Raw genomic sequence first — 18,496 nt, forward strand, 5'->3', positions numbered from 1 at the left:
TCATGCTGACCCGCCCGACCAACTCGTTTTCGCCAGTTCGCGGCCCAGCGCCGAGGCCGCGACCATCAGTACGGCCGCGAGTTGCCGCACCTCGGGCCCGGTCGCGGGCACTGAGTCCCGGTCCGGGTCGTCCGGCCCACCGGCGACGACGGCGAGCGACGCCAGCGTGGTGCGCAACGGCCCCGGAACGCCGACCGCGATCGACCAGGTGCCCGGCGTCGCCTCCCCGGCGCTGTACGCGTAACCACGGGCCCGCACCTCGGCGAGGTCGCGACGCAACGCCGCCGGGTCGGTGATCGTGCGGGGCGTGACCGGCTCCGGGGCCGCCAGAACCTCGTCCACGACACCGACCGGCGCGGCAGCCAGGAGCGCCTTCCCCGCCGCGGTCGCGTGCAACGGCAACCGCCGCCCCACCTTGCTCTCCAGCGGCACCGACGCCCGGCTCCAGATCCGCTCGATGTAAAGCGAGTGCACCCCGTCGCGGATCGCCAGGTGCACATTCTCGCCGGTCGCACGGTGCACGTCCTCCAGGAACGGCATCGCGATCTCCCGAAGCTCACCATGGATGGGGGCGAGCAGAGCCAACTGCCAGATGCGCCGTCCGACGACGTACGCGCCGTCGGGTTCGCGGTCGAGCGCACCCCATTCCTCGAGTTCGGCGACCAGCCGGTGCGCGGTGCTCAGTGGCAGCCCGCTGCGCCGGGCCAGCGCGGAGAGCCGCAGGCGCGGGTGCTCGCTGTCGAACGCGCCGAGCAGGCGCAGCGCCCGTGACGTGACGGCCTCACTCCGCATGGACGCATACTCCCAGGTCCGACACGGCCGCCCAGCACGGGCGAACGCCTGTCACGCTGGTTACAGTTCGCCGCGTGCGAGACCTCTTCGATGCGGCGGGCGACCTGCGCGGCGCCTACCGCGACGTCGACTGGACCTCGACGCCGCTCGGCCCGGTCGAGACGTGGAGCCCCACGCTGCGCGGCACGCTCGACCTCGCGCTGGCCAGCCGGTTCCCGGTGACGCTGCTGTGGGGACGTAAGTTCGTGCTGGTCTACAACGAGGCCTACGTCGAGCTGATCGGTGACAAGCACCCGGCGGCGCTCGGCGCCCCGGCAGAGGCCGTGTTCGGCGAGATCTGGGACACGATCGGGCCGCTGCTGGAGTCGGTCGCGGCCGGCAAGGGCACGACCTGGGTCGAGAACCAGCAGCTGATGATGGACCGGCACGGGTTCCTCGAGGAGGCGTACTTCACCTACTCGTACTCCGCCGTGCACGGCCCCGACGGCACGATCGAGGGAGTCCTCGACATCGCGTCGGAGACGACACACGAACTGCTCGACCGGCGGCGGCTGGCGCTGCTCAGCCGGCTGTCCGACCGCCTCGGCGACCTCGACCACCCGCAGGAACTCGACGCGGTGGCGCTGCCGGTGCTGCGCGAGGATCCGGACGACTTCCGGCACGTCGAGATCCGGGTCCCGGGCTCGTTGCCGCCCGGCCAGGACTTCGCGGTCGAAGCCGGCCCGGTGATCCACATGCGGTTGAGCGCGGGACCCGACGCGACGTTCGTCGCCGGACTGAGCCCGCACCTGCCGCTCGACGAGCGCTACCTCGGGTTCGTCCGGCTGATCGGGACGTCGCTGTCGCAGGCGCTCAGCCGCGCCCGTCAGCGCGAGGCCGAGCGTCGCACCGCCGAGCTCGAACGCAAGATGTCCGAGAGCCTGCAGCGCAGCCTGCTCACTCCCCCACCGAAGGCCGAGGGCCTGGACATCGCGGTGCGCTACCGCTCCGCGCTGGAGCAGGCGCAGGTCGGCGGCGACTGGTACGACGCGTACCTGCTTCCGGACGGCCGGTTGACGATGGCGGTCGGCGATGTCACCGGCCACGATCTGGATGCCGCGGCGCTCATGGCCCAGCTGCGCAACCTGCTGCGCGGTATCTCGTACACGCTGCGCCACTTCCCGTCGCGGGTGCTCGCCGGACTGGACGACGCGCTGCACGGCCTGCACGTCGGCGCGTTCGCCACGGTCGTGCTCGCGCACGTCGACCGGGAGGGTCCGCAGGGGCGCCGGGAGGTGCGCTGGTCGAACGCCGGGCACCCGCCGCCCGCGCTGGTGGCCCCGGACGGCACTGTGACGCTGCTGACGACGCGGCCGGAACTGCTGATCGGTGTGCACGCGGCTGCGCCGCGCACGGACCACACGGTGGTGCTCGAACCCGGTTCCAGTCTGGTGTTCTACACCGACGGTCTGGTCGAGCGGCGAGGCGAGTCACTCGACGATGGCCTCGGCCGTCTCGTCGACGCGTTGGCCGACCGGCAGCACGCGTCGGCCGACGAGCTCTGTGACCACCTTCTGGGGGCCTTCGGACCCACCAGTGAGGACGACGTCGTCCTCGCGGTGCTCCGAGTGCATACTCTCGAACAGTGGACGAATTCTCGATCCTGACCGAGGTCGCCGACGAGCTCGGGTTGTCGCACGACCGCATCCCGCGCGTCACCCGCAGCGCGGTGGAAGTCTCCCCCGGACGTGACGTCAGCGTCCTGACCTGGGGTGACGCGGAGCCACAGCTGGTGTTCCTGCACGGTGGTGGGCAGAACGCGCACACCTGGGACCTGGTGGCCCTGTTACTGGGACGCCCGGCGATCGCGCTCGACCTGCCCGGCCACGGCCACTCGTCCTGGCGCAGCGACCACGACTACGGGCCGGGCCGGAACGCCCACGCCGTGTCGACGGTGATCGAGCGCCGGGCCCCCGACGCCGACGCGGTGATCGGCATGTCGCTGGGCGCGCTGACCACCGTGCGCGTTGCGGCCGCCCGGCCCGACCTGGTGCGCCGGGCGATGCTGGTCGACGCCACGCCGGGGTCGCGCGCGGCCTACGCCCGGATGACCGACCGGGAGCGCGGTGCGGTGGCGCTGACCAGCGGTCCCCGCACGTTCCCGAGTCTTGACGCGATGGTCGACGCCGCCGTGGCCGCCTCGCCGCGGCGCCCGGCCGCCGCGGTCCGGCGGGGTGTCGTCCACAACACGAAACAGCTGCCCGACGGGCGGTGGACGTGGCGCTACGACCGGACGCTCGCGGACACGGGCGGGCTCCTGTGGGACGACCTGTCGACGCTCACGATGCCGACGATGCTCGTCCGCGGTGGGGAGTCGGCATTCGTCACCGACGCGGACGCGCTGGAGGCGAAGCGGCGGCTGCCGACCTTGCGGATCGAGGTGGTCGAGGGCGCGGGGCACGCCGTGCAGAGCGACCGGCCGGTCGCGTTGGCGGCGCTGATCGAGGGGTTCGTGGCCAGACAGAAGTAAAAGGCGTACGGTTCTGTCATGACTTCGATCAAGGACTCCGTCGCGCTCGTCACCGGTGGGCAGCGCGGGCTCGGTAAAGCATTTGTCGACGAACTGCTGGCCGCCGGCGCGGCGAAGGTCTACGCGACCGCGCGCAGACCTGTCGGGTCCGACGATCCCCGGGTCGTGCCGGTGGCGCTGGACGTGGCCGACGCGGCGTCGGTCGCGGCGCTCGCCGAGCAGGTCGGTGACGTCACGCTCGTGATCAACAACGCCGGGACGACCGTGCGCACGTCGCTGCTGGACGCGACGCTCGACGAGCTCAACGAGGTGTTCGCGACGAACGTCTACGGCGTCGTCGCGGTCACGCAGGCGGTCGCGCCGATCCTGGCGCGCAACGGCGGTGGGGCGTTGGTGAACATCGCGTCGGTGCTGTCGTGGCTGGCCGGTTCGAGCGTGTACGGAGCCTCGAAGGCCGCGCTGTGGTCGGTGAGCAACTCGCTGCGGCTGGAGTTGGCCGCTCAGGGGACGCAGGTCGTCGGGGTGCACCTCGGGTACACCGACACCGACATGACCCGGGCGCTCGACGTGCCGAAGAACGACCCGCGGCAGGTGGCACGGGACACGCTAAGGGCGGTCGAGCGCGGGGAGACCGAGGTTCTGGCCGACGAGGTCAGCCGGGTCGTGAAGGCAGCGTTGTCCGGGCCGGTCGAGAATCTGGCGCTCGGGAGCTGAGGATACGGTGGTTCGCATGTGGCCTGCGACGGAGCGATTCGGTCTGCGGACCGCTCCGTCCGGGCTCGCCTTGGTACAGGACCTCCTGAACACCGACGCCCCGGCCGGCCGGCCCACCCCCGACGACCTCCTGTCCAACGCCGACTCAGCGAGTTCGTGGGCACACGCCACCCTCGGCCCGGATGCGCCCTCCCTGACCGCGTCCGACGCAGAACACCTCCGCACCTTCCGCACCACCCTTCGCACCACCCTCCATCCCGGCGCCGAAGGCGCAGCCGCGGGCGCCGCGGCCACCGCCGTCGCGGACGGCGCCGGGCGCGCGGCGGTCGAGGTGGGGATGGCCTCGGATGGGGGGATCGTGGCTCGGCCGGCCGGGGACGGATGGCGGTACGTGGTGGGGGCGGTGTTGATCGCGGCGCGCGACGCGCAGCTCACGGGCGAGTGGCCGCGGCTCAAGGTGTGCCGCAACGACGCCTGCGGCACCGCCTTCTACGACCGGTCCCGCAACTCCAGCGCGGTCTGGCACGACGCCGCACGATGCGGCAACGCTCCGAACCTCCGCGCCTCCCGCGCCCGCCGCCGCACCACCTGACGCAAGTCCAAGAAATTCGCACTCCACGAATCGAGCTCCCACCGCGTAGAGAAGAGGACGGCGGAACGAGAGGGGCCGAAGTGCCTACGGGGTTCGACGACTACGTGACAGCGCGGGGCGGAGCGCTGCTGCGGTTCGCCTACCTGCTCACCGGCGACTACCACCTCGCCGAAGACATGCTGCAGGAAGCACTGACCAAAGTGCACGGCCGCTGGTCACGCCTGCGCCGTGACGACGACCCGAACGCGTACGTCCGCACCGCGATCCTGCGCCAGTACCTGTCCTGGCGCCGACGCCGCTCGTCCGGCGAGACCCCCTCCGAGCTCTCCCTCGACGCACCGGCCGACACCGACTACGCCGAGACGCTCGCCCAACGCGATGCCCTCTGGCACGCGCTCTCAGGCTTACCGCGCCAGCAACGCGCCGCCGTCGTCCTCCGCTTCTACGAGGACCTGAACGACGACGAGATCAGCGGCCTCCTGAACTGCTCGGTGGCCACGGTCCGCAGCCACGTCAGTCGCGGACTCGCACGGCTCCGCGACGAGATCCACACCGTAGGAGGCGAAGTCCGATGAACGAGGTCGACCAGGCCGTGCGGTGGATGCTGACCGAGAAGGCGGACACGGTCGCCGAGCCCACCACGCTGCTCGCCGGTGTCCACACGAAGATCCGTCGGCGTCGTACCCGGCGTCGGGCCCTGGTGAGCGCCCTCGCCGTGGTCGCGATCCTCGCCGCGGGAACTGTGGCGTGGTCCGCCGACCGCGGCGACCGGCTCGTCCCCGCCGAACGGCCGACCGAAGGCCCCGGGTCCGTCCCACCGTCCCCGGTGAGCGTCGGCCGGATGCCCGACGGGTTCCCCGTCCCCCTGCTCGCGCTCGACACACCGGACAGCTGGGTCTACACCGCCGATACGAGGACGGCGCCGAACCCCTGGATCATGATCCGCGTCAGCCGGAAACGACTGGTGCCCTCCGAGGGCCTCGGCACCTACAGTTCGGTCCGGGTCGACGACCGCCGCGCCGACCTCTACGTCGTACCCCCGCGCCCCCAGCGCATGCTGAGCGGCAATTTCAAGGGCGGTCCGTACCTGGAGCTCACCTATCAGCGCGCCTCCGGCAGCTGGATCCAGATTTCGACGTCCCACAGCGCGGACACCGTTCCGCTGACGATCACCGCGGACGACGTCGTGGCGCTGGCACGCGGCATCACCGACCAGCAGGACCCGCTCACCGACATGCTCCGCTTCGCCACGTCCCCACCGGGCCTGACGATGGGCGGCGCCTACACCACGCCCCAGGGCTCGAACTACAAGTTCGTCGACCCCGAGAAACCCGACGACCCGATGTTCCCCGACCACGGCACCCGCGTCCCGTTCGGGCTGGTGAGCGTCAAGGTCCGGGCGACCGCCGAGCACGACGACCCGGTCCGCGTCAGCACGCTCGAAGCCGGACGCTGGACCGCGACGAAGTACCGCAGCCTCGGGTACCGCGAAGGCCCGACCTACGTCGTCAAGATCGACGACCACCGCTGGATCACCGTCGAAACCGATGAGAAAACTGCCTACGACGACGACGAGATGGCGCGCTTCATCAGCGGCATCAGCCTCGGAACGGAGTTCGACTGCTGCGGATGACGCCCTGGTCAGTGGCCGCGGAACGCCTCCGCGAGCCACCACGAGCCACCGTCGTTCGCGATCTTCGCGTCGAGCAGCAGGGCTGAGCGGCGATCCCAGCTGTTCAGCGCGCCGCGAAGGTCGCCGAGCGTGCGCACCGTCGCGCCCTGCAGCCCGTAACCGCGCGCGATCGCCGCGATGTCGGTGTCGGGGAACGTCACCGTCGACAGGTCCGCGTCGGCACCGAAGTGGTGGATCTCGGCGCCGTACGCGGCGTCGTCGTACACCACGATCAGCAGCGGCAGCCCGAGCCGGGCCACGGTGTCGAGTTCGGCGGCGGCCATCAGCAGGCCGCCGTCGCCGGTGCCCAGCACGGTCAGCCGGTCGGGGCGGGCCAGCGCCGCGCCCACCGCGGTGCCCAGCCCCAGCCCGATCGACTGGAACGCCTGCGTGAAACAGAACCCCGCCTCGTCGGGCACGTCGAGGAACGCCGCCGGGTAGCCCATGAAGTTGCCGGAGTCGACGGCCACCGTGCGCTCCGTGGGCAGTAGCCGGTTCAGCTCGGCCGACAGCGAGCGCGGGTCGATGCGGTCGGCCGTCGACAGGTCGAACGGCCCCCAGCCCGGCTCACCCACAGTGGCCGTGCGGTATCCCTGGCGCTGTTCGAGCAGCGGGAGCACGCACGCTGCGGTCTCCCCCACGTCGCCGTGCACGCCGAGGTCGATCGGCCGGTTCGCCCCGAGCGCGTCCAGTTCGTCGTCGATCTGGATCAGGCGGGTGCCGTCACCGATGAGACGGCCGTGGCGAAGCGTCCACATGGTCAACGAGCAACCCCAGCCGACCAGCAGGTCGGCACCCTGGATCAGTTCCGCGGTGCGCGGGTTCGAGAAACCGCCGGACACCCCGAGGTCGAACGGATCACCGCTGAACAGGCCCTTCGCGACCGCCGAGGTGGCGACCAGCGCGCCGGTGCGCCCGGCGAGCTCCCGCAGCACCGGGCCGTGCCCGCGGGCACCGCGCCCGCCGATGAACACCGGCCGTTTGGCGGCGGTGATCGCCGCGGCCAACGCTTCCACCGCGGTGGCTCCCGGCCGTACGGGCACCGGTGTTGCCAGGTCAGGTACGTCGCCGAGCTCAGCTTGTTGGGTCTGCACGTCCAACGGCAGGTTGAGGACGACGGTCCGCCGACCCTCGCGGGCGGTGCGCCACGCCCTCACCACATCGGCGACGACTGTCGACGCGCCGTACACCCGCTCGGGCACTGCACCGACGCTGCGCACGAGCGCGTCCTGGTCGATGCGGAAGTTCGAGCGCACCGCCGAGGCCGCGGTGTCCGCGGTGAGCACAAGGAGCGGCGTGCGTGACTTGGCGGCCTCGGCGATGCCGGTCATCGCGTTGGTGAGCCCGCAGCCCTGGTGCAGCGACAGCACGCCAGGGACGCCGGAGGTGCGGGCGTAGGCGTCGGCCATCGTCGCGGCGCCGCCCTCGTGCCGCGTCGCGACGAACTGGACGCCGGCGCGCTTCAGAGCGTTCGTGACGTGGAAGTTACCGCTGCCGACGACGCCGAACGCAGAGGTGGCACCGAGACGGACCACGAGCGACCCGACGACGTCGGCAACTGTTGTCACTTCTCGACCAGCGCGAACACCCGGCTCGGCGAGCCCGTGCCCCCGACGATCGGCAGCGGGCTGACGACCAGCACCGCACCGGTGGCCGGCAACCTCTCCAGGTTCCGGAGCTGGGTGAGCCCGTACGTACCGGCTTCGAGCAGGAAGTGGTGCGCGGGGAACGGCGGCTCGAACCCACCGGCGGCACCGGCGTCGATACCGACCGTCTCGACGCCGAAGCCGGTGATCGTGCGCTCGGACGCGAGCCACTGCGCGGCCTTCGCGGACGGACCGGGGGTGTGCGGGCCGTTTTCGTCGGCGTTGGCGAACGCCGCCGCGTCGTCCTGGCGGGCGCTCCATCCGGTCTGCAGCAGCAGCCAGGCGCCGTCGGGCACCCGGCCGTGCTCGGCTTCCCAGGCCTCGACGTGCTCGGGCTCGAGCAGGAAGTCGGGGTTCTCGGCGACCTGCGCGCGCACGTCGATGACGACGGCCGGGCCGACGAGCTTCGCCGGCGGAATCGCGTCGACGGTCTCGCCGTCGCGGGCGGTGATCCAGTGCGCCGGGGCGTCGAGGTGGGTGCCGGTGTGCTCGCCGGTGTGGATGTTGTTCCACTTCCAGGCCGGGCCCGCGTCGTCGAACGCGCTGACCGCCTCCAGGCTCAGCGGGATCGTGTTCGCGAACGGCGGCGGCAGCTGCAGGATCGGCGTCGACGGGCTGAGCGGCGCGGTCAGGTCGACGACCGCGACGTCGGCGGATCCCAGCGCGGCCACTAAAGCGGACAGAACAGACACGAGGCCCTCCCGAGGACAGTTAGGGAGCACCGTAGTTGACCACGCGGTTCTCCCACGCCCAGGCAGCCACTTCCACCCGGTTGCGGAGGCCGAGTTTGGTCTGGATGCCGGAGACGTGGCTTTTCACAGTGCTCAGGGAGATGAAGAGTTCGGCGGCGACCTCGCGGTTGGTGTGGCCGCGGGCAATCGCGCGAACCACCTCCAGTTCGCGTTCGGAGAGCGGGCGGGCCGGTTTTCGTGCGGGGACGCGGTCACGCATCGACGCGAGCAGGCGCACGGTGACCGACGGGGAGACGAGAGCGTCGCCCGCGTGCGCGGCCCGGACCGCCTCGACGAGGAGCGTCGGGCCGGCGTCCTTGAGCAGGAAGCCGACCGCGCCCGCGCGCAGTGCGCCGTAGACGTACTCGTCGGTGTCGAAGGTCGTCACGACGACGACCCGCAGCGGATCGACGACGTCCGGACCGGCCAGTGCGCGGGTGACGTCGAGGCCGTCGAGGCGGGGCATGCGGATGTCGACGAGACAGACGTCCGGCCGTAGCTCACGGGCCAGCGCGACCGCCTCCACCCCGTCCGCTGCCTCGGCCACCACGCTGATGTCGTCCTGGTCCTCCAGAATGAGCCGCAACCCACTCCGAACCATCCCCTGATCATCAGCGACCAGCACCCGAATCGTCACGGCGCCTCACTCGGCGCCGGAGCCGACTCGCCGCGCAGCACAGCCGCGCTGTCCGCCGGGCGCGGCCGGCCGTCGACCGCGCGGTGCTCGCGCAGGGGGATGGTCGCGTGAACCGACCAGCCTCCGCTGCTACGAGGGCCGGCGGCGAGGGCGCCTCCCAGTGACTCGACACGTTCGCGCATGCCGACCAGGCCGTACCCCGTGCGGTGGTAACGCGGTGGACCGGCGGGGCCGTCGTCGGTGACGTCGACGGTGAGGAGTTCGGCGTCCGCGGCGACCGACACCGACACCGACCCGGCCGACGGCGCGTGCTGCGACACGTTGGTCAGCGCCTCCTGCACGACCCGGTACACCGTGCTCCTCACCTCCGGCGGCCAGTCGCCGACCGCGACGTCCCGCAGCACCCGCGGCCCCGGCCACCGGTCCAGCAGCACGCCCAGGTCCTCCGGCTCGGCGGCGACCTGCCCCGCGTCGCCCGGATCACGCAGGACCCCCACGACGCGGCGCATCGCCGCCAGAGCCTCGGACCCGGCGGACTCGATCCCCGCCAACGCGTCCTGCACCGACGGAGGCGCCGAGGACCGGCGCGTCACCAGCTGAGCGGCCTGCGCCTGCACGACGATCCCGGTGACGTGGTGCGCAACCACGTCGTGCAGTTCACGAGCGAGCTCCAACCGCTCCTCCCGGCGCACCGCCTCCCGCGCCGCCCGCCGCCGCGCGTCCACCGCCCGCAAACCGAGCCCGGTACCCACGGCAACCACCCACCCGGTCGCGTTCAACGCCGGCACGGTCGTCAGCCCCCCGGCCACGAAGCTGCCGACCACCACCGCGAACCCGGCCGCGACCACCAAGGCCGCCACCCGGATCCGCTCCCCGCGCACCGCGACCGCCACCACCACACCCAACGCGAACGCCGTAGCCGGCCCCGGCTCCCGAGGTAACCCGGCCACCGCCGCGACCACGATCGCCGAACCCGCGAGCACGAACCCCACCCACCGCAGCCCCGCCACCGCACACGCCACCGAGAGCACCCCGACGACCGCACCGAACACCCAGTACGACCCGCCCCAACTCACCCGGATCGCCCCCGCCGTGACCACCACGCCGAGCGCGCCGACGATCACCAGAGCGGCCTGTCGCATCCTCACGACAAGCAGGCTACGAAAACCACGCCGCCTCCGAACCGGTCAGAAGTACGAGCGGAACCATGCTTCGGACCGGCGCACGGGCCACCCGGATCGCGAACCGTGGACCGCATGGAAGACACACCCCTGCTCGAGGCCCAGGGCCTGAGCAAACGCTACGGCCGACGAGCCGCACTCACCGACTGCACCCTCGCCGTCCCGCGCGGCCGCGTCATCGGGCTGGTCGGACCGAACGGCGCCGGCAAATCGACGCTGCTCCAGTTGGTCTGCGGGCTGCTCACCCCGACGTCCGGCTCGCTCCGCGTCCTGGGCCGACCACCCGGAACGCTCCTGCCCCGCGTCGGCTTCGTCGCCCAGGACGCACCGGTGTACGCCGACCTCACCGTCGCCGACCACCTGAAACTCGGCGCCCACCTCAACCCCGGCTGGGACGCCGCCCTCGCCGGGCGTCGCATCACCACGCTCGGCCTCGACCCCCGGCGGAAGGCCGGTCGCCTCTCCGGCGGCCAACGCGCCCAACTGGCGCTCACGGTCGCCGCAGGCAAGCGTCCCGACCTGCTCGTCCTCGACGAACCCGCCGCCGCGCTCGACCCGCTCGCCCGCACCGAGTTCCTCCGCCACCTGCGCGACTCGGTCACCGAACTCGGCGCCAGCGCCGTGCTCTCCTCCCACCTGCTGTCCGACGTGGAGCGGGTCTGCGACTACCTGATCGTCCTCGCCGGCGGGCGGGTCCAACTGGCCGGTGACGTGAAGTCGCTGCTCACCGCGCACTCCGACAGCACGCTCGAGGAGATGGTGCTCATGTACCTGAGCCGCGCATGATCTGGCTGAGTTGGCGGCAGTTCCGCGGCCAGGCGATCGTGGCGTTGGTGGCCCTGGGCGTCACGTCAGCCGCACTGATCACGCTGGGCACGACAATCCGCCAGGACCCCTATGTGCGCTGCACCGAGAACTGCGCGAGCCTCGCCGCCGAGTTCCAGGACAAGTGGGTCAACCTGCTGTACTTCGTCGACGCCGGGCTGCTGGTGCTCCCGGTGCTGATCGGAATCTTCTGGGGCGCGCCGCTGGTGGCCCGCGAGTGGGAGGCCGGAACGCACCGCCTGGTGTGGAACCAGAGCGTGACGCGTGCCCGGTGGCTGACCGTCAAGCTGCTGGTCGTCGGCGCGGGTTGCGTCGCCGTGAGCAGTGTTTTCAGTCTTTTGTTGACGTGGGCGGCGAGTCCGTACGACGAGGTCGCTGGTGACCGGTTCACGCGGCTGCTGTTCGGGGTGCGGAACCTCGCGCCGGTGGGGTACGCGGTTTTCGCGTTCACGCTTGGGGCGTGTCTGGGCTTGTTATTGCGGCGAACGGTCCGCACGATGGCGTTGGCGGGGTTGGTGCTGATCGTCGTCCAGATCCTGGTTCCGACGCTGTTGCGGCCGCACTACCTGACGCCCGAGAACCGGGCGGTGCCGATGACCGCGGAGGTGGTCGCGAACCTACGGTTCCTCGGTTCGGACGCGGACATCAGCGGGCTGACCGTGCCGGGCGCGATGGTGGTGTCGACGAGCCGGATCCTGGGGCCGTCGGGCGGTCTCGTGGACCTCGATCGGTACCACGCGTGCGTGTCCCGCTCCCCCGAGACGGCCCCGGCCTGCATCGCCGCGCTCGGCGCCCACGTGGACGTCGCCTACCACCCGGCGAGCCGCTACTGGCTCTTCCAACTCCTGGAACTGGCTCTGTACCTGGTCGCGGCCGCACTGCTGGCAACCGTGAGCGCCCTCCGCCTTCGACGCGGCGGTCAGTGACCGGTCCTATCAGGAACGGCGTAGGTCTGGTGCTGCCAGGACAGCACCAGACCCACGGCGTTCCTCAGTGGAGGGCCGCGGAGGCCAGGGCTTCTACCTGGGCCACGTCGTCGCCGTAGCAGTACAGGACCAGTTCGTCGGCGCCGAACTCGCGATAGGCGGCCACGGTGTTGGCGATCTCGGCCGGATCGGTCAGCGGTTCGCCCCAGTTAGTGTGGCCGGTGAACGCGTAGTAGTCGGCGATCGCGCGGCGGGCCTGGTCGACCGCCGGTCCGGTGGCCGCGTTCACCTGGCAGACCAGGCGGGGGCGCCCGGAACGCCCCGCGGCCGTCCACTGCTCACGCACGGTCTGCACGAGTCCGCCCGCCCACTGCAGCGGAGCGGCGCAGAGGAACCCGTCCCCGTGCGACGCGACCCGGCGCAGCGCAGCGGGTGCGAACGCTCCGATGAGAATCTGCGGCCCACCCGGCGCGCACGGCCGAGGCCCGATCCCGGTGCCCGGTCGCGCTGCCGGGTACGGCTCGCCGCGCCAGATCGCGCGCAGATCGGTGAGTTGTGCGTCGAGCAGGCGTCCCCGCTGGTCGAGAGGCGTTCCGGCGGCGGCGTGGTCGTCCTCGCGGCCGCCGACGCCGATCCCGAGGGTGAAGCGCCCACCGGACATCCGGTCGAGCGTCGCGACCTGCTTCGCCAGCAGCGCGGTGGACCGCAGCGGACCGAGCAGCACCTCGGTCTGCAGGCGGATCCGCGAGGTGGCGCCGGCGAGTACCGACAGGGCGACCAGCGGTTCGGGGTTGTTGTAGGCGAGGCGGTCGAGCAGGGCCAGCGTGTCGAAGCCGGCGGATTCCGCGCGCGTCGCCCAGTCGACGAGGCGGGCGGGGTTGCTGATCGGCAGGCCGAGGCCGATGTCCATGAGGTTCTCCGAAAATGGGCAGCCAACAGTGACTGTCGCCACCTCCTCCCCGCACGGGCGGGGCCGCTCGTCCTCTGCGACGCATCTCTCGGACGACCGGTTCGGAGTTCCGCGGCCATCTTAGCGGCCGTAGTTCCATGCCCACATCAGCCAGGGGATGAGCAGCGCGACCAACACCACCGCCAGCACGCCGACCGTCCAGCGCAGAGCGGGAGGCCACGGCGGCCGCCGGTACACCGGTACGTCGATCGGCGGTTGAAGCCCCAGATGCCGCTCCTGGTCGACGATCTCGTTGGCAAAGTTGTTGTTCGCGATGACCATCCGGCGGGTCTGCGGGTCGGCCGCGAAGTGCTCCGCGGTAGTGAACCATCGACGTGCCAGTTTCTCCGCCGTCGAGCCCCTCGATTCGAGAATCTGCAGGCCGAACTCGTTGATCAGCAGCGCGACCTCGTTACGCAGATTGCTCGTGCGTGGGTGCCGTTCGGGAGGCGCTACCGCGGACAGTTGGCGGATCGCGGGCAGGAGCGACTGGCGCAGCAGTTTCGTCGTCGCCGCGAGATCACCGGCGTCCAAGCTGTGGCGGACGTCCCGCATGACGGCCTCGATCCTCTCGGACAGCGGCTCGGCCTGGTAGCTCAGCGGGTCACGGCCGAAATCCGGTGGAGCAGGCCATGCGAGTGCGGCCCGGCCCAGCGCCGCCCGACGTTCGGGTTGGACCGTCGCGTACAGCGAGACCAACGGCCGGTACAGGGTCTTCCGGAGCTCGCCGTGCAGCCCCTCGAGCACCGCCCCGTCGAGCCGCTCGTCGAGCACGCGCATCCGGTGCAGAAGGTGCTGCTCCACGAGGCTTAGCCGCTCGAGCTGCTCATCCCACGCCCGTGCCGCGGTGATCCACACCTCGTCCAGGCGACGTAGTTCGCCGTCGGACAGCTTGGCGCTGCGGGACTCGAGCCTCAGTGCACTGCTGTGGGCGCGGACCGCGGCGTCGTGCTCGCGATGAACGGCTCCCGGACACGCACAGCGCAGGATTTCGGTGTCCCAGAGCCAGAACAGTTCTTCGATCAACCGTCGACGTGGGTCGCCGAGAATTCGGTCGTAAGCCCGTACGGCCTCCGGGGAACGAGCGGTACTCCGCAATTGCCGCACGACGTCTTCGTCGACGTTCGTCGGCAGGCCGGTGACGCGGAACGCGTTGCGGCGGTAGAGCGCCGGGGTCGCGCTCTCCTGCAACGCCGAGAGTATGAGGGCGTCCACCCTCCACAGGGGAACACCCGGCGCTACACAGTCGCTACACAGCGGTGGGGTGGCGCACCGGGGCGGGATCGCGAAGGGAGAGGGCGTAGCGGGGGCGGTCGGTGGTGAAGGCCCAGAGCCTGGGCTCGTTGTGCGCCCACTGGATCTGCCGGGGTGTGTTCAGTGTCCAGGCCAGGACGCGCAGCCCGCGTTCGTGCGCCCATCGCAGCAGCCCGGCACGCGCCAGGTGGTGGTTCACGGCGAGCATCGTCGGCGAGCACCGCGCGATCCGCCCGCTCGGGAACAGCTCGGCGAGCAGCGGGTGCACCTTACCCAGCGACAACGCGACCGCCAGATGCGGCATCTTCGCCCGCAGCACCCGCACGCTCTCGTCCTCGAGCGTGGTCAGGAAGAACCCGTCGCTGCCGAGGTAGCGCTCGCACATCCGCGCGATCGCCACCTCGTCACCGGTCTCCTTCAGGTCGACGTGCGCCTTGGTCCGCGTCCCCCGGATCGCCTCGAGCGCGGCGCGCAGGCTCGGCGGCCGCTCGGCACCCCGATCCCGGGCGCCCCGATCCCGGTACGCGTCGTGCACGATCACGAACGACCCGTCCGGCGCCCGGCGCACGTCGAACTCGATCAGATCGACGCCCAGCTGCACCGCAGCGTGGATCGCCTCGAGGCTGTTGGGGCGGTGGATCCCCTCCGGCCCGCCTCGATGAGCGGAGATCAGAGGCCTTGGCGACGCGTCACACTCGGTCACACCGATGAGGCTACGAGCACCGGGTGTACACGAGTCACCCGCTCACGTGGCCGCGCGCCGAACGGCAGGGAGCGAACGGTTTCGCCGGCCCACCGCCGGGAAACGACGTGGTCATGAGCTCTCTGGAGAACGCCAAGGACTTCGTCGCCGAACACGAGAAGGACATCGACGAGGCGACGGGCAAGGCCGGCGGCCTGGCCGAGGACCGGGAACTTCCCGCGGAGCGCGCGGACGACACCCCGGCGGAGACCGAGACCCCGGAAGCCCGCGACCTCTGAGGCGTACACGCTTCGGTGGCCCCTAAGCCACCGAAGCGTGCACGGCTCAGGTGTGAGCGCTGTCGTGGATCTCACCGACGAGCTCTTCGAGCATGTCCTCCAGAGCGACCAGCGCCACGCCGTCCGTGCCGCGCACCTGGGCCAGGTGCGCTCCGCTGTGGCGCAGCGCCGCGATGCCCTCCCGCAGGGTCGCGTCCTCCTCGACGGTGGGCAGCGGGCGGACGATGTCGTCCGGGATCGGTGCGGTGTACGGCACGCCCTCGGTCACCGTGTCGATGACGACGTCCTTCAGGTGCAGGTAGCCCACCGGCACACCGCTGGGTGAGACCACCGGGAACCGGGAGAACCCGGTGCGGGCGGCCACGTCCTCGACGTCCTCGAGCGTCGCCGAGCGCGGCACGGTGACGAGGTCGGCGAGCGGCAGCGCGACCCGGCGCACGGTCCGCTCGTCGAGCCTCAGCGCGCGGGTGAGCAGCGTGTGCTCGGCCTGTTCGAGCAGCCCGGCGCGGCGTGACTCGGTGATCAGGTCGGCCACCTCGTCGCGGGTGAACGTGCTGCTGACCTCGTCCTTCGGCTCGACCTTGACCAGCCGCAGGACGGCGTTGGCCACGGCGTTGAGCACGAAGATCACCGGCTTGAGCGCGGTCACGATCGCGACCAGCGGGGGCGCGAGCATCATCGCCGAGCGGTCCGGGCCGGCCAGCGCGATGTTCTTCGGCACCATCTCGCCGACGACCACGTGCAGGCCCACGACCAGCATCAGCGCGAGGGCGAACGCGATCGGGTGCAGGAAGTCGTCGGGTACGCCGACGGCCGCGAACGGACGCTCGAGCAGGTGCGCGACGGCGGGCTCGCCGATCGCGCCGAGGGCGAGCGTGCAGATCGTGATGCCGAGCTGGGCGCCCGCCATCATCAGTGAGACGTTCTCCATCGCCCGCAGCGTGGTTTTCGCGGCACGGGATCCGGCGAGCGCCTTCGGTTCGATCGTCGTGCGGCGCGCGGAGATCAGCGCGAACTCCGCCCCGACGAAGAAGGCGTTCGCGAGCAGCAGGAACGCCGTAAGCGCAACTCCGGCCCAGTCACTCATCGGACGCCCCCGTCAGCCTCAACCGTGCGAGGGATCGCGAGTACGCGGTCCACTCGGCGGCCGTCGAGGCGGTCCACTTCGAGCCGGAAACGCGCCGGCTCCAGGCCGTCGACGCCGGCCGGAACCGGATCACCCGGCCCTGTAGCGGTCACCTCCACGGCGTCACCCAGACGGGGCAGGCGACCCAGGCGGACGGTCACGTACCCACCCAACGTGTCGTATTCGGGCCCGTCAGGGACCGGGACACCGGCCCCTCCGCGGATCTCGTCGGGACGGAGCAGGCCGCTCAGCGTCCAGGCGCCGTCGGGGCGGCGGCGCAGACCCGCCGGCTGGGAGCGGTCGTGCTCGTCGGCCACCTCGCCGACGATCTCCTCGATCAGGTCCTCGAGCGTGACGATGCCCTCGGTGCCGCCGAACTCGTCGACGACGACCGCGAGCTGCAATCCTTCGCGCCGGAGTTGCGGCAACAGGTCGTCGGCGGGCACGGAACCCGGAATGAACACCGGCGGTTGCATCGCCGTGCGGATCGGCACCGCGTGCCGCGCGTCCCGCGCGACCCCCACGGCGTGCTTCGCGTGCACGATTCCGACGATGTCGTCGATGTCGTCCCCGACGACGGGGAAGCGGGAGTGGCCGGTGCGGCCGGTCGCGGTCAGTACCTCGCGGACCGGGTCGTCGGCGTTGACCACGGTCAGGCGGCCGCGGGGCGTCATCACGTCGGCAGCGGTCAGCCGGCCCAGACCCAGCGTGCGGCCGAGCAACTCCGCCGTCTCACCGGACAGCGTGCCCAACTGCGCCGACCGCCGCATCAGCGACACCAGTTCCTCCGGCGCACGGGCCGAGGACAGCTCCTCCTGGGGCTCGATGCCGAACCGTCGCAGGATGCCGTTCGCGATGCCGTTGAGCAGCCGGATCAGCGGCAGAGTGGCCCGCGTGAAGCCGCGCTGCAGCGGTGCGACGGCGATCGCGGTGCCCAGCGGCTTGGAGATCGCGATGTTCTTCGGGACGAGTTCGCCGAACAGCATGGTGATCAGGGTCGAGAGAGTGAGGGCGAGAGCCACCGCCACGCCCGTGACGGCCGCGTCTGGCAACCCCAGGGCTCCGAGCGGCCCCTCCAACAACGCCGCGATCGACGGTTCCGCGAGGAATCCGATCGCGAGGTTCGTGATCGTGATGCCCACCTGGGCACCGGACAGCTGGGTCGAGAGGGTCCGCAGCGCGGAATCCACGCCTTTCGCCCCGGCCCGCTCCACCGCCCCGCGGTCCACCGTCACGAACGCGAATTCAGCGGCGACGAACACTCCGCACGCCGCGACGAGCAGCAATCCCAGCAGCACCAATAGCCACTCGACCATGCTTAGTTCTTCCCCATAACGCTGGTAGACGTTGCGCTACCTAAACGAGGAACTCAGCCGGAGAGTCCCCGAAACACGAGGTCAACGGTGGTGTCGATCGCCACATCCAGCGGAATGTCGCCGATCAGGCCGCGTGCGGCCATCGAGGCGACGCCGTGCACCTGGGCGGCCGCCACGATCGCCAGCGTGTAGGGGTCACCGTCGCGGACCTCGCCGGCGGCCTGCCCCGCCACGATCAGATCGACAGCGACGATCACTCCGCGGGCCGCTGCGGCGCCCAGCGCCTCGGTGGCTTCCGGGTGGTGTTTCGTGCCCAGCATCAGGGCGAGCAGGGGTTCGTGGTCGACGGCGAAGCCCACGTAGGCGCGGACCATGGCGTCGAGGCGGGCGCGGAAGTCGTTCGCCGGGGTGTCCGTACTCGTCACCCTGTCCGCCAGCCGGGTGAACCCCTCGACGGCCAGTGCGTCCAGCAGCGCTTGTTTGTCGCGGAAGTGGTGGCTCGGCGCCGCGTGGGACACGCCCAGGTCACGGGCCAGGCTGCGCAGCGAGATCCCGTCGACGCCGACCGTCGCCAGCGACTTCTCGGCCGCGGCGAGCAGGTCGGTGCGGAGGTTTCCGTGGTGGTACGCCACCCGATCACTCTAG

19 protein-coding genes and 1 pseudogene are annotated in these 18,496 nt (G+C 71.3%); 9 read left to right on the forward strand and 11 right to left on the reverse strand.

Annotated features, from left to right (window positions below; translation table 11 throughout):
- Entirely contained in the window at positions 1-792 is a 792-nt protein-coding gene (locus tag ACGFY5_RS34520) for an IclR family transcriptional regulator (RefSeq protein WP_392726822.1), read from the reverse strand.
- A 74-nt stretch (positions 793-866) separates the two neighbouring features.
- Here ACGFY5_RS34520 and ACGFY5_RS34525 point away from each other — a divergent pair, with 74 nt between their 5' ends.
- The 6 genes from ACGFY5_RS34525 (at position 867) to ACGFY5_RS34550 (ending at position 6,240) form a co-directional block, all read left to right on the forward strand.
- A complete protein-coding gene (locus ACGFY5_RS34525; protein ID WP_392726825.1) occupies positions 867-2,438 on the forward strand; it encodes a PP2C family protein-serine/threonine phosphatase in 1,572 nt (523 codons plus the stop codon).
- A complete protein-coding gene (locus ACGFY5_RS34530) occupies positions 2,417-3,301 on the forward strand; it encodes an alpha/beta fold hydrolase (RefSeq protein ID WP_392726827.1) in 885 nt (294 codons plus the stop codon). The genes ACGFY5_RS34525 and ACGFY5_RS34530 overlap by 22 nt, the downstream gene beginning before the upstream one ends.
- 18 nt (positions 3,302-3,319) lie before the next feature.
- On the forward strand, positions 3,320-4,015 hold the full coding sequence (locus ACGFY5_RS34535; protein WP_392726829.1) for an SDR family oxidoreductase: 696 nt from the start codon (positions 3,320-3,322) through the stop codon (positions 4,013-4,015).
- A 16-nt stretch (positions 4,016-4,031) separates the two neighbouring features.
- A complete protein-coding gene (locus ACGFY5_RS34540) occupies positions 4,032-4,607 on the forward strand; it encodes a CGNR zinc finger domain-containing protein (RefSeq protein ID WP_392726831.1) in 576 nt (191 codons plus the stop codon).
- Positions 4,608-4,687: 80 nt separating this feature from the next.
- Complete coding sequence (locus ACGFY5_RS34545) at positions 4,688-5,182, forward strand: SigE family RNA polymerase sigma factor (protein WP_392726833.1); 495 nt, start codon at positions 4,688-4,690, stop codon at positions 5,180-5,182.
- Positions 5,179-6,240, forward strand: coding sequence for a hypothetical protein (locus ACGFY5_RS34550; RefSeq protein ID WP_392726835.1), 1,062 nt, complete (start codon positions 5,179-5,181; stop codon positions 6,238-6,240). The genes ACGFY5_RS34545 and ACGFY5_RS34550 overlap by 4 nt, the downstream gene beginning before the upstream one ends.
- A gap of 8 nt (positions 6,241-6,248) precedes the next feature.
- On the opposite strand, the gene ACGFY5_RS34555 is transcribed toward ACGFY5_RS34550, so the two are convergent.
- The 4 genes from ACGFY5_RS34555 to ACGFY5_RS34570 are packed head-to-tail and all read right to left on the reverse strand — an operon-like array spanning position 6,249 to position 10,435.
- Positions 6,249-7,847: a thiamine pyrophosphate-binding protein gene (locus ACGFY5_RS34555; RefSeq protein ID WP_392726838.1), complete on the reverse strand. Its 1,599-nt coding sequence runs from the start codon at positions 7,845-7,847 to the stop codon at positions 6,249-6,251.
- Entirely contained in the window at positions 7,844-8,617 is a 774-nt protein-coding gene (locus ACGFY5_RS34560) for a cyclase family protein (RefSeq protein ID WP_392726840.1), read from the reverse strand. Before ACGFY5_RS34560 ends, ACGFY5_RS34555 begins: the two co-directional genes overlap by 4 nt.
- Before the next feature lie 19 nt (positions 8,618-8,636).
- Positions 8,637-9,293 (reverse strand): response regulator, encoded by a 657-nt coding sequence (locus ACGFY5_RS34565; protein ID WP_392726842.1) that lies wholly within the window; start codon positions 9,291-9,293, stop codon positions 8,637-8,639.
- Complete coding sequence (locus ACGFY5_RS34570) at positions 9,290-10,435, reverse strand: sensor histidine kinase (RefSeq protein ID WP_392727839.1); 1,146 nt, start codon at positions 10,433-10,435, stop codon at positions 9,290-9,292. The genes ACGFY5_RS34565 and ACGFY5_RS34570 overlap by 4 nt, the downstream gene beginning before the upstream one ends.
- A gap of 114 nt (positions 10,436-10,549) precedes the next feature.
- Here ACGFY5_RS34570 and ACGFY5_RS34575 point away from each other — a divergent pair.
- A pseudogene (locus ACGFY5_RS34575) lies at positions 10,550-11,209 on the forward strand (ABC transporter ATP-binding protein); the annotation flags it as partial.
- Positions 11,210-11,256: 47 nt separating this feature from the next.
- Positions 11,257-12,225 carry an ABC transporter permease subunit gene (locus ACGFY5_RS34580; protein ID WP_392726845.1) on the forward strand — a complete coding sequence of 323 codons (969 nt, stop codon included), beginning with the start codon at positions 11,257-11,259 and terminating at the stop codon, positions 12,223-12,225.
- 64 nt (positions 12,226-12,289) lie between these two features.
- On the opposite strand, the gene ACGFY5_RS34585 is transcribed toward ACGFY5_RS34580, so the two are convergent.
- From ACGFY5_RS34585 to ACGFY5_RS34595, 3 genes are all read right to left on the reverse strand, one after another.
- Entirely contained in the window at positions 12,290-13,135 is an 846-nt protein-coding gene (locus ACGFY5_RS34585; protein WP_392726847.1) for an LLM class flavin-dependent oxidoreductase, read from the reverse strand.
- A 120-nt stretch (positions 13,136-13,255) separates the two neighbouring features.
- Positions 13,256-14,389, reverse strand: a complete 1,134-nt coding sequence (locus ACGFY5_RS34590) for a hypothetical protein (protein ID WP_392726850.1) — start codon at positions 14,387-14,389, stop codon at positions 13,256-13,258.
- Between the two features lie 34 nt (positions 14,390-14,423).
- On the reverse strand, positions 14,424-15,131 hold the full coding sequence (locus ACGFY5_RS34595; RefSeq protein WP_392726851.1) for a glycerophosphodiester phosphodiesterase: 708 nt from the start codon (positions 15,129-15,131) through the stop codon (positions 14,424-14,426).
- Positions 15,132-15,244: 113 nt separating this feature from the next.
- On the opposite strand from ACGFY5_RS34595, the gene ACGFY5_RS34600 reads away from it, so the two are divergent.
- Entirely contained in the window at positions 15,245-15,409 is a 165-nt protein-coding gene (locus ACGFY5_RS34600) for a hypothetical protein (RefSeq protein WP_392726853.1), read from the forward strand.
- 46 nt (positions 15,410-15,455) lie between these two features.
- On the opposite strand, the gene ACGFY5_RS34605 is transcribed toward ACGFY5_RS34600, so the two are convergent.
- The 3 genes from ACGFY5_RS34605 to ACGFY5_RS34615 are packed head-to-tail and all read right to left on the reverse strand — an operon-like array spanning position 15,456 to position 18,483.
- The gene (locus tag ACGFY5_RS34605; RefSeq protein ID WP_392726855.1) at positions 15,456-16,496 is read right to left on the reverse strand and encodes a hemolysin family protein; all 1,041 of its coding nucleotides are present in this window, start codon (positions 16,494-16,496) and stop codon (positions 15,456-15,458) included.
- Positions 16,493-17,851: a hemolysin family protein gene (locus ACGFY5_RS34610; protein WP_392726857.1), complete on the reverse strand. Its 1,359-nt coding sequence runs from the start codon at positions 17,849-17,851 to the stop codon at positions 16,493-16,495. The genes ACGFY5_RS34605 and ACGFY5_RS34610 overlap by 4 nt, the downstream gene beginning before the upstream one ends.
- A gap of 53 nt (positions 17,852-17,904) precedes the next feature.
- Complete coding sequence (locus ACGFY5_RS34615; RefSeq protein ID WP_392726859.1) at positions 17,905-18,483, reverse strand: TetR/AcrR family transcriptional regulator; 579 nt, start codon at positions 18,481-18,483, stop codon at positions 17,905-17,907.
- Positions 18,484-18,496 lie beyond the last annotated feature (13 nt).

The organism is Cryptosporangium sp. NPDC048952 (genome assembly GCF_043197895.1).
In the GTDB taxonomy this organism is placed as follows: Bacteria; Actinomycetota; Actinomycetes; order Mycobacteriales; family Cryptosporangiaceae; genus Cryptosporangium.

Excerpts from the sequence above, each read along its gene's own strand:
- ACGFY5_RS34550 (WP_392726835.1), top strand. The coding sequence starts at position 5,179 with ATGAACGAGGTCGACCAGGCCGTGCGGTGGATGCTGACCGAGAAGGCG.
- ACGFY5_RS34520 (WP_392726822.1), bottom strand. The coding sequence starts at position 792 with ATGCGGAGTGAGGCCGTCACGTCACGGGCGCTGCGCCTGCTCGGCGCG.
- ACGFY5_RS34540 (WP_392726831.1), top strand. The coding sequence starts at position 4,032 with ATGTGGCCTGCGACGGAGCGATTCGGTCTGCGGACCGCTCCGTCCGGG.
- ACGFY5_RS34535 (WP_392726829.1), top strand. The coding sequence starts at position 3,320 with ATGACTTCGATCAAGGACTCCGTCGCGCTCGTCACCGGTGGGCAGCGC.
- ACGFY5_RS34600 (WP_392726853.1), top strand. The coding sequence starts at position 15,245 with ATGAGCTCTCTGGAGAACGCCAAGGACTTCGTCGCCGAACACGAGAAG.
- ACGFY5_RS34570 (WP_392727839.1), bottom strand. The coding sequence starts at position 10,435 with ATGCGACAGGCCGCTCTGGTGATCGTCGGCGCGCTCGGCGTGGTGGTC.
- ACGFY5_RS34605 (WP_392726855.1), bottom strand. The coding sequence starts at position 16,496 with ATGAGTGACTGGGCCGGAGTTGCGCTTACGGCGTTCCTGCTGCTCGCG.
- ACGFY5_RS34580 (WP_392726845.1), top strand. The coding sequence starts at position 11,257 with ATGATCTGGCTGAGTTGGCGGCAGTTCCGCGGCCAGGCGATCGTGGCG.
- ACGFY5_RS34610 (WP_392726857.1), bottom strand. The coding sequence starts at position 17,851 with ATGGTCGAGTGGCTATTGGTGCTGCTGGGATTGCTGCTCGTCGCGGCG.
- ACGFY5_RS34585 (WP_392726847.1), bottom strand. The coding sequence starts at position 13,135 with ATGGACATCGGCCTCGGCCTGCCGATCAGCAACCCCGCCCGCCTCGTC.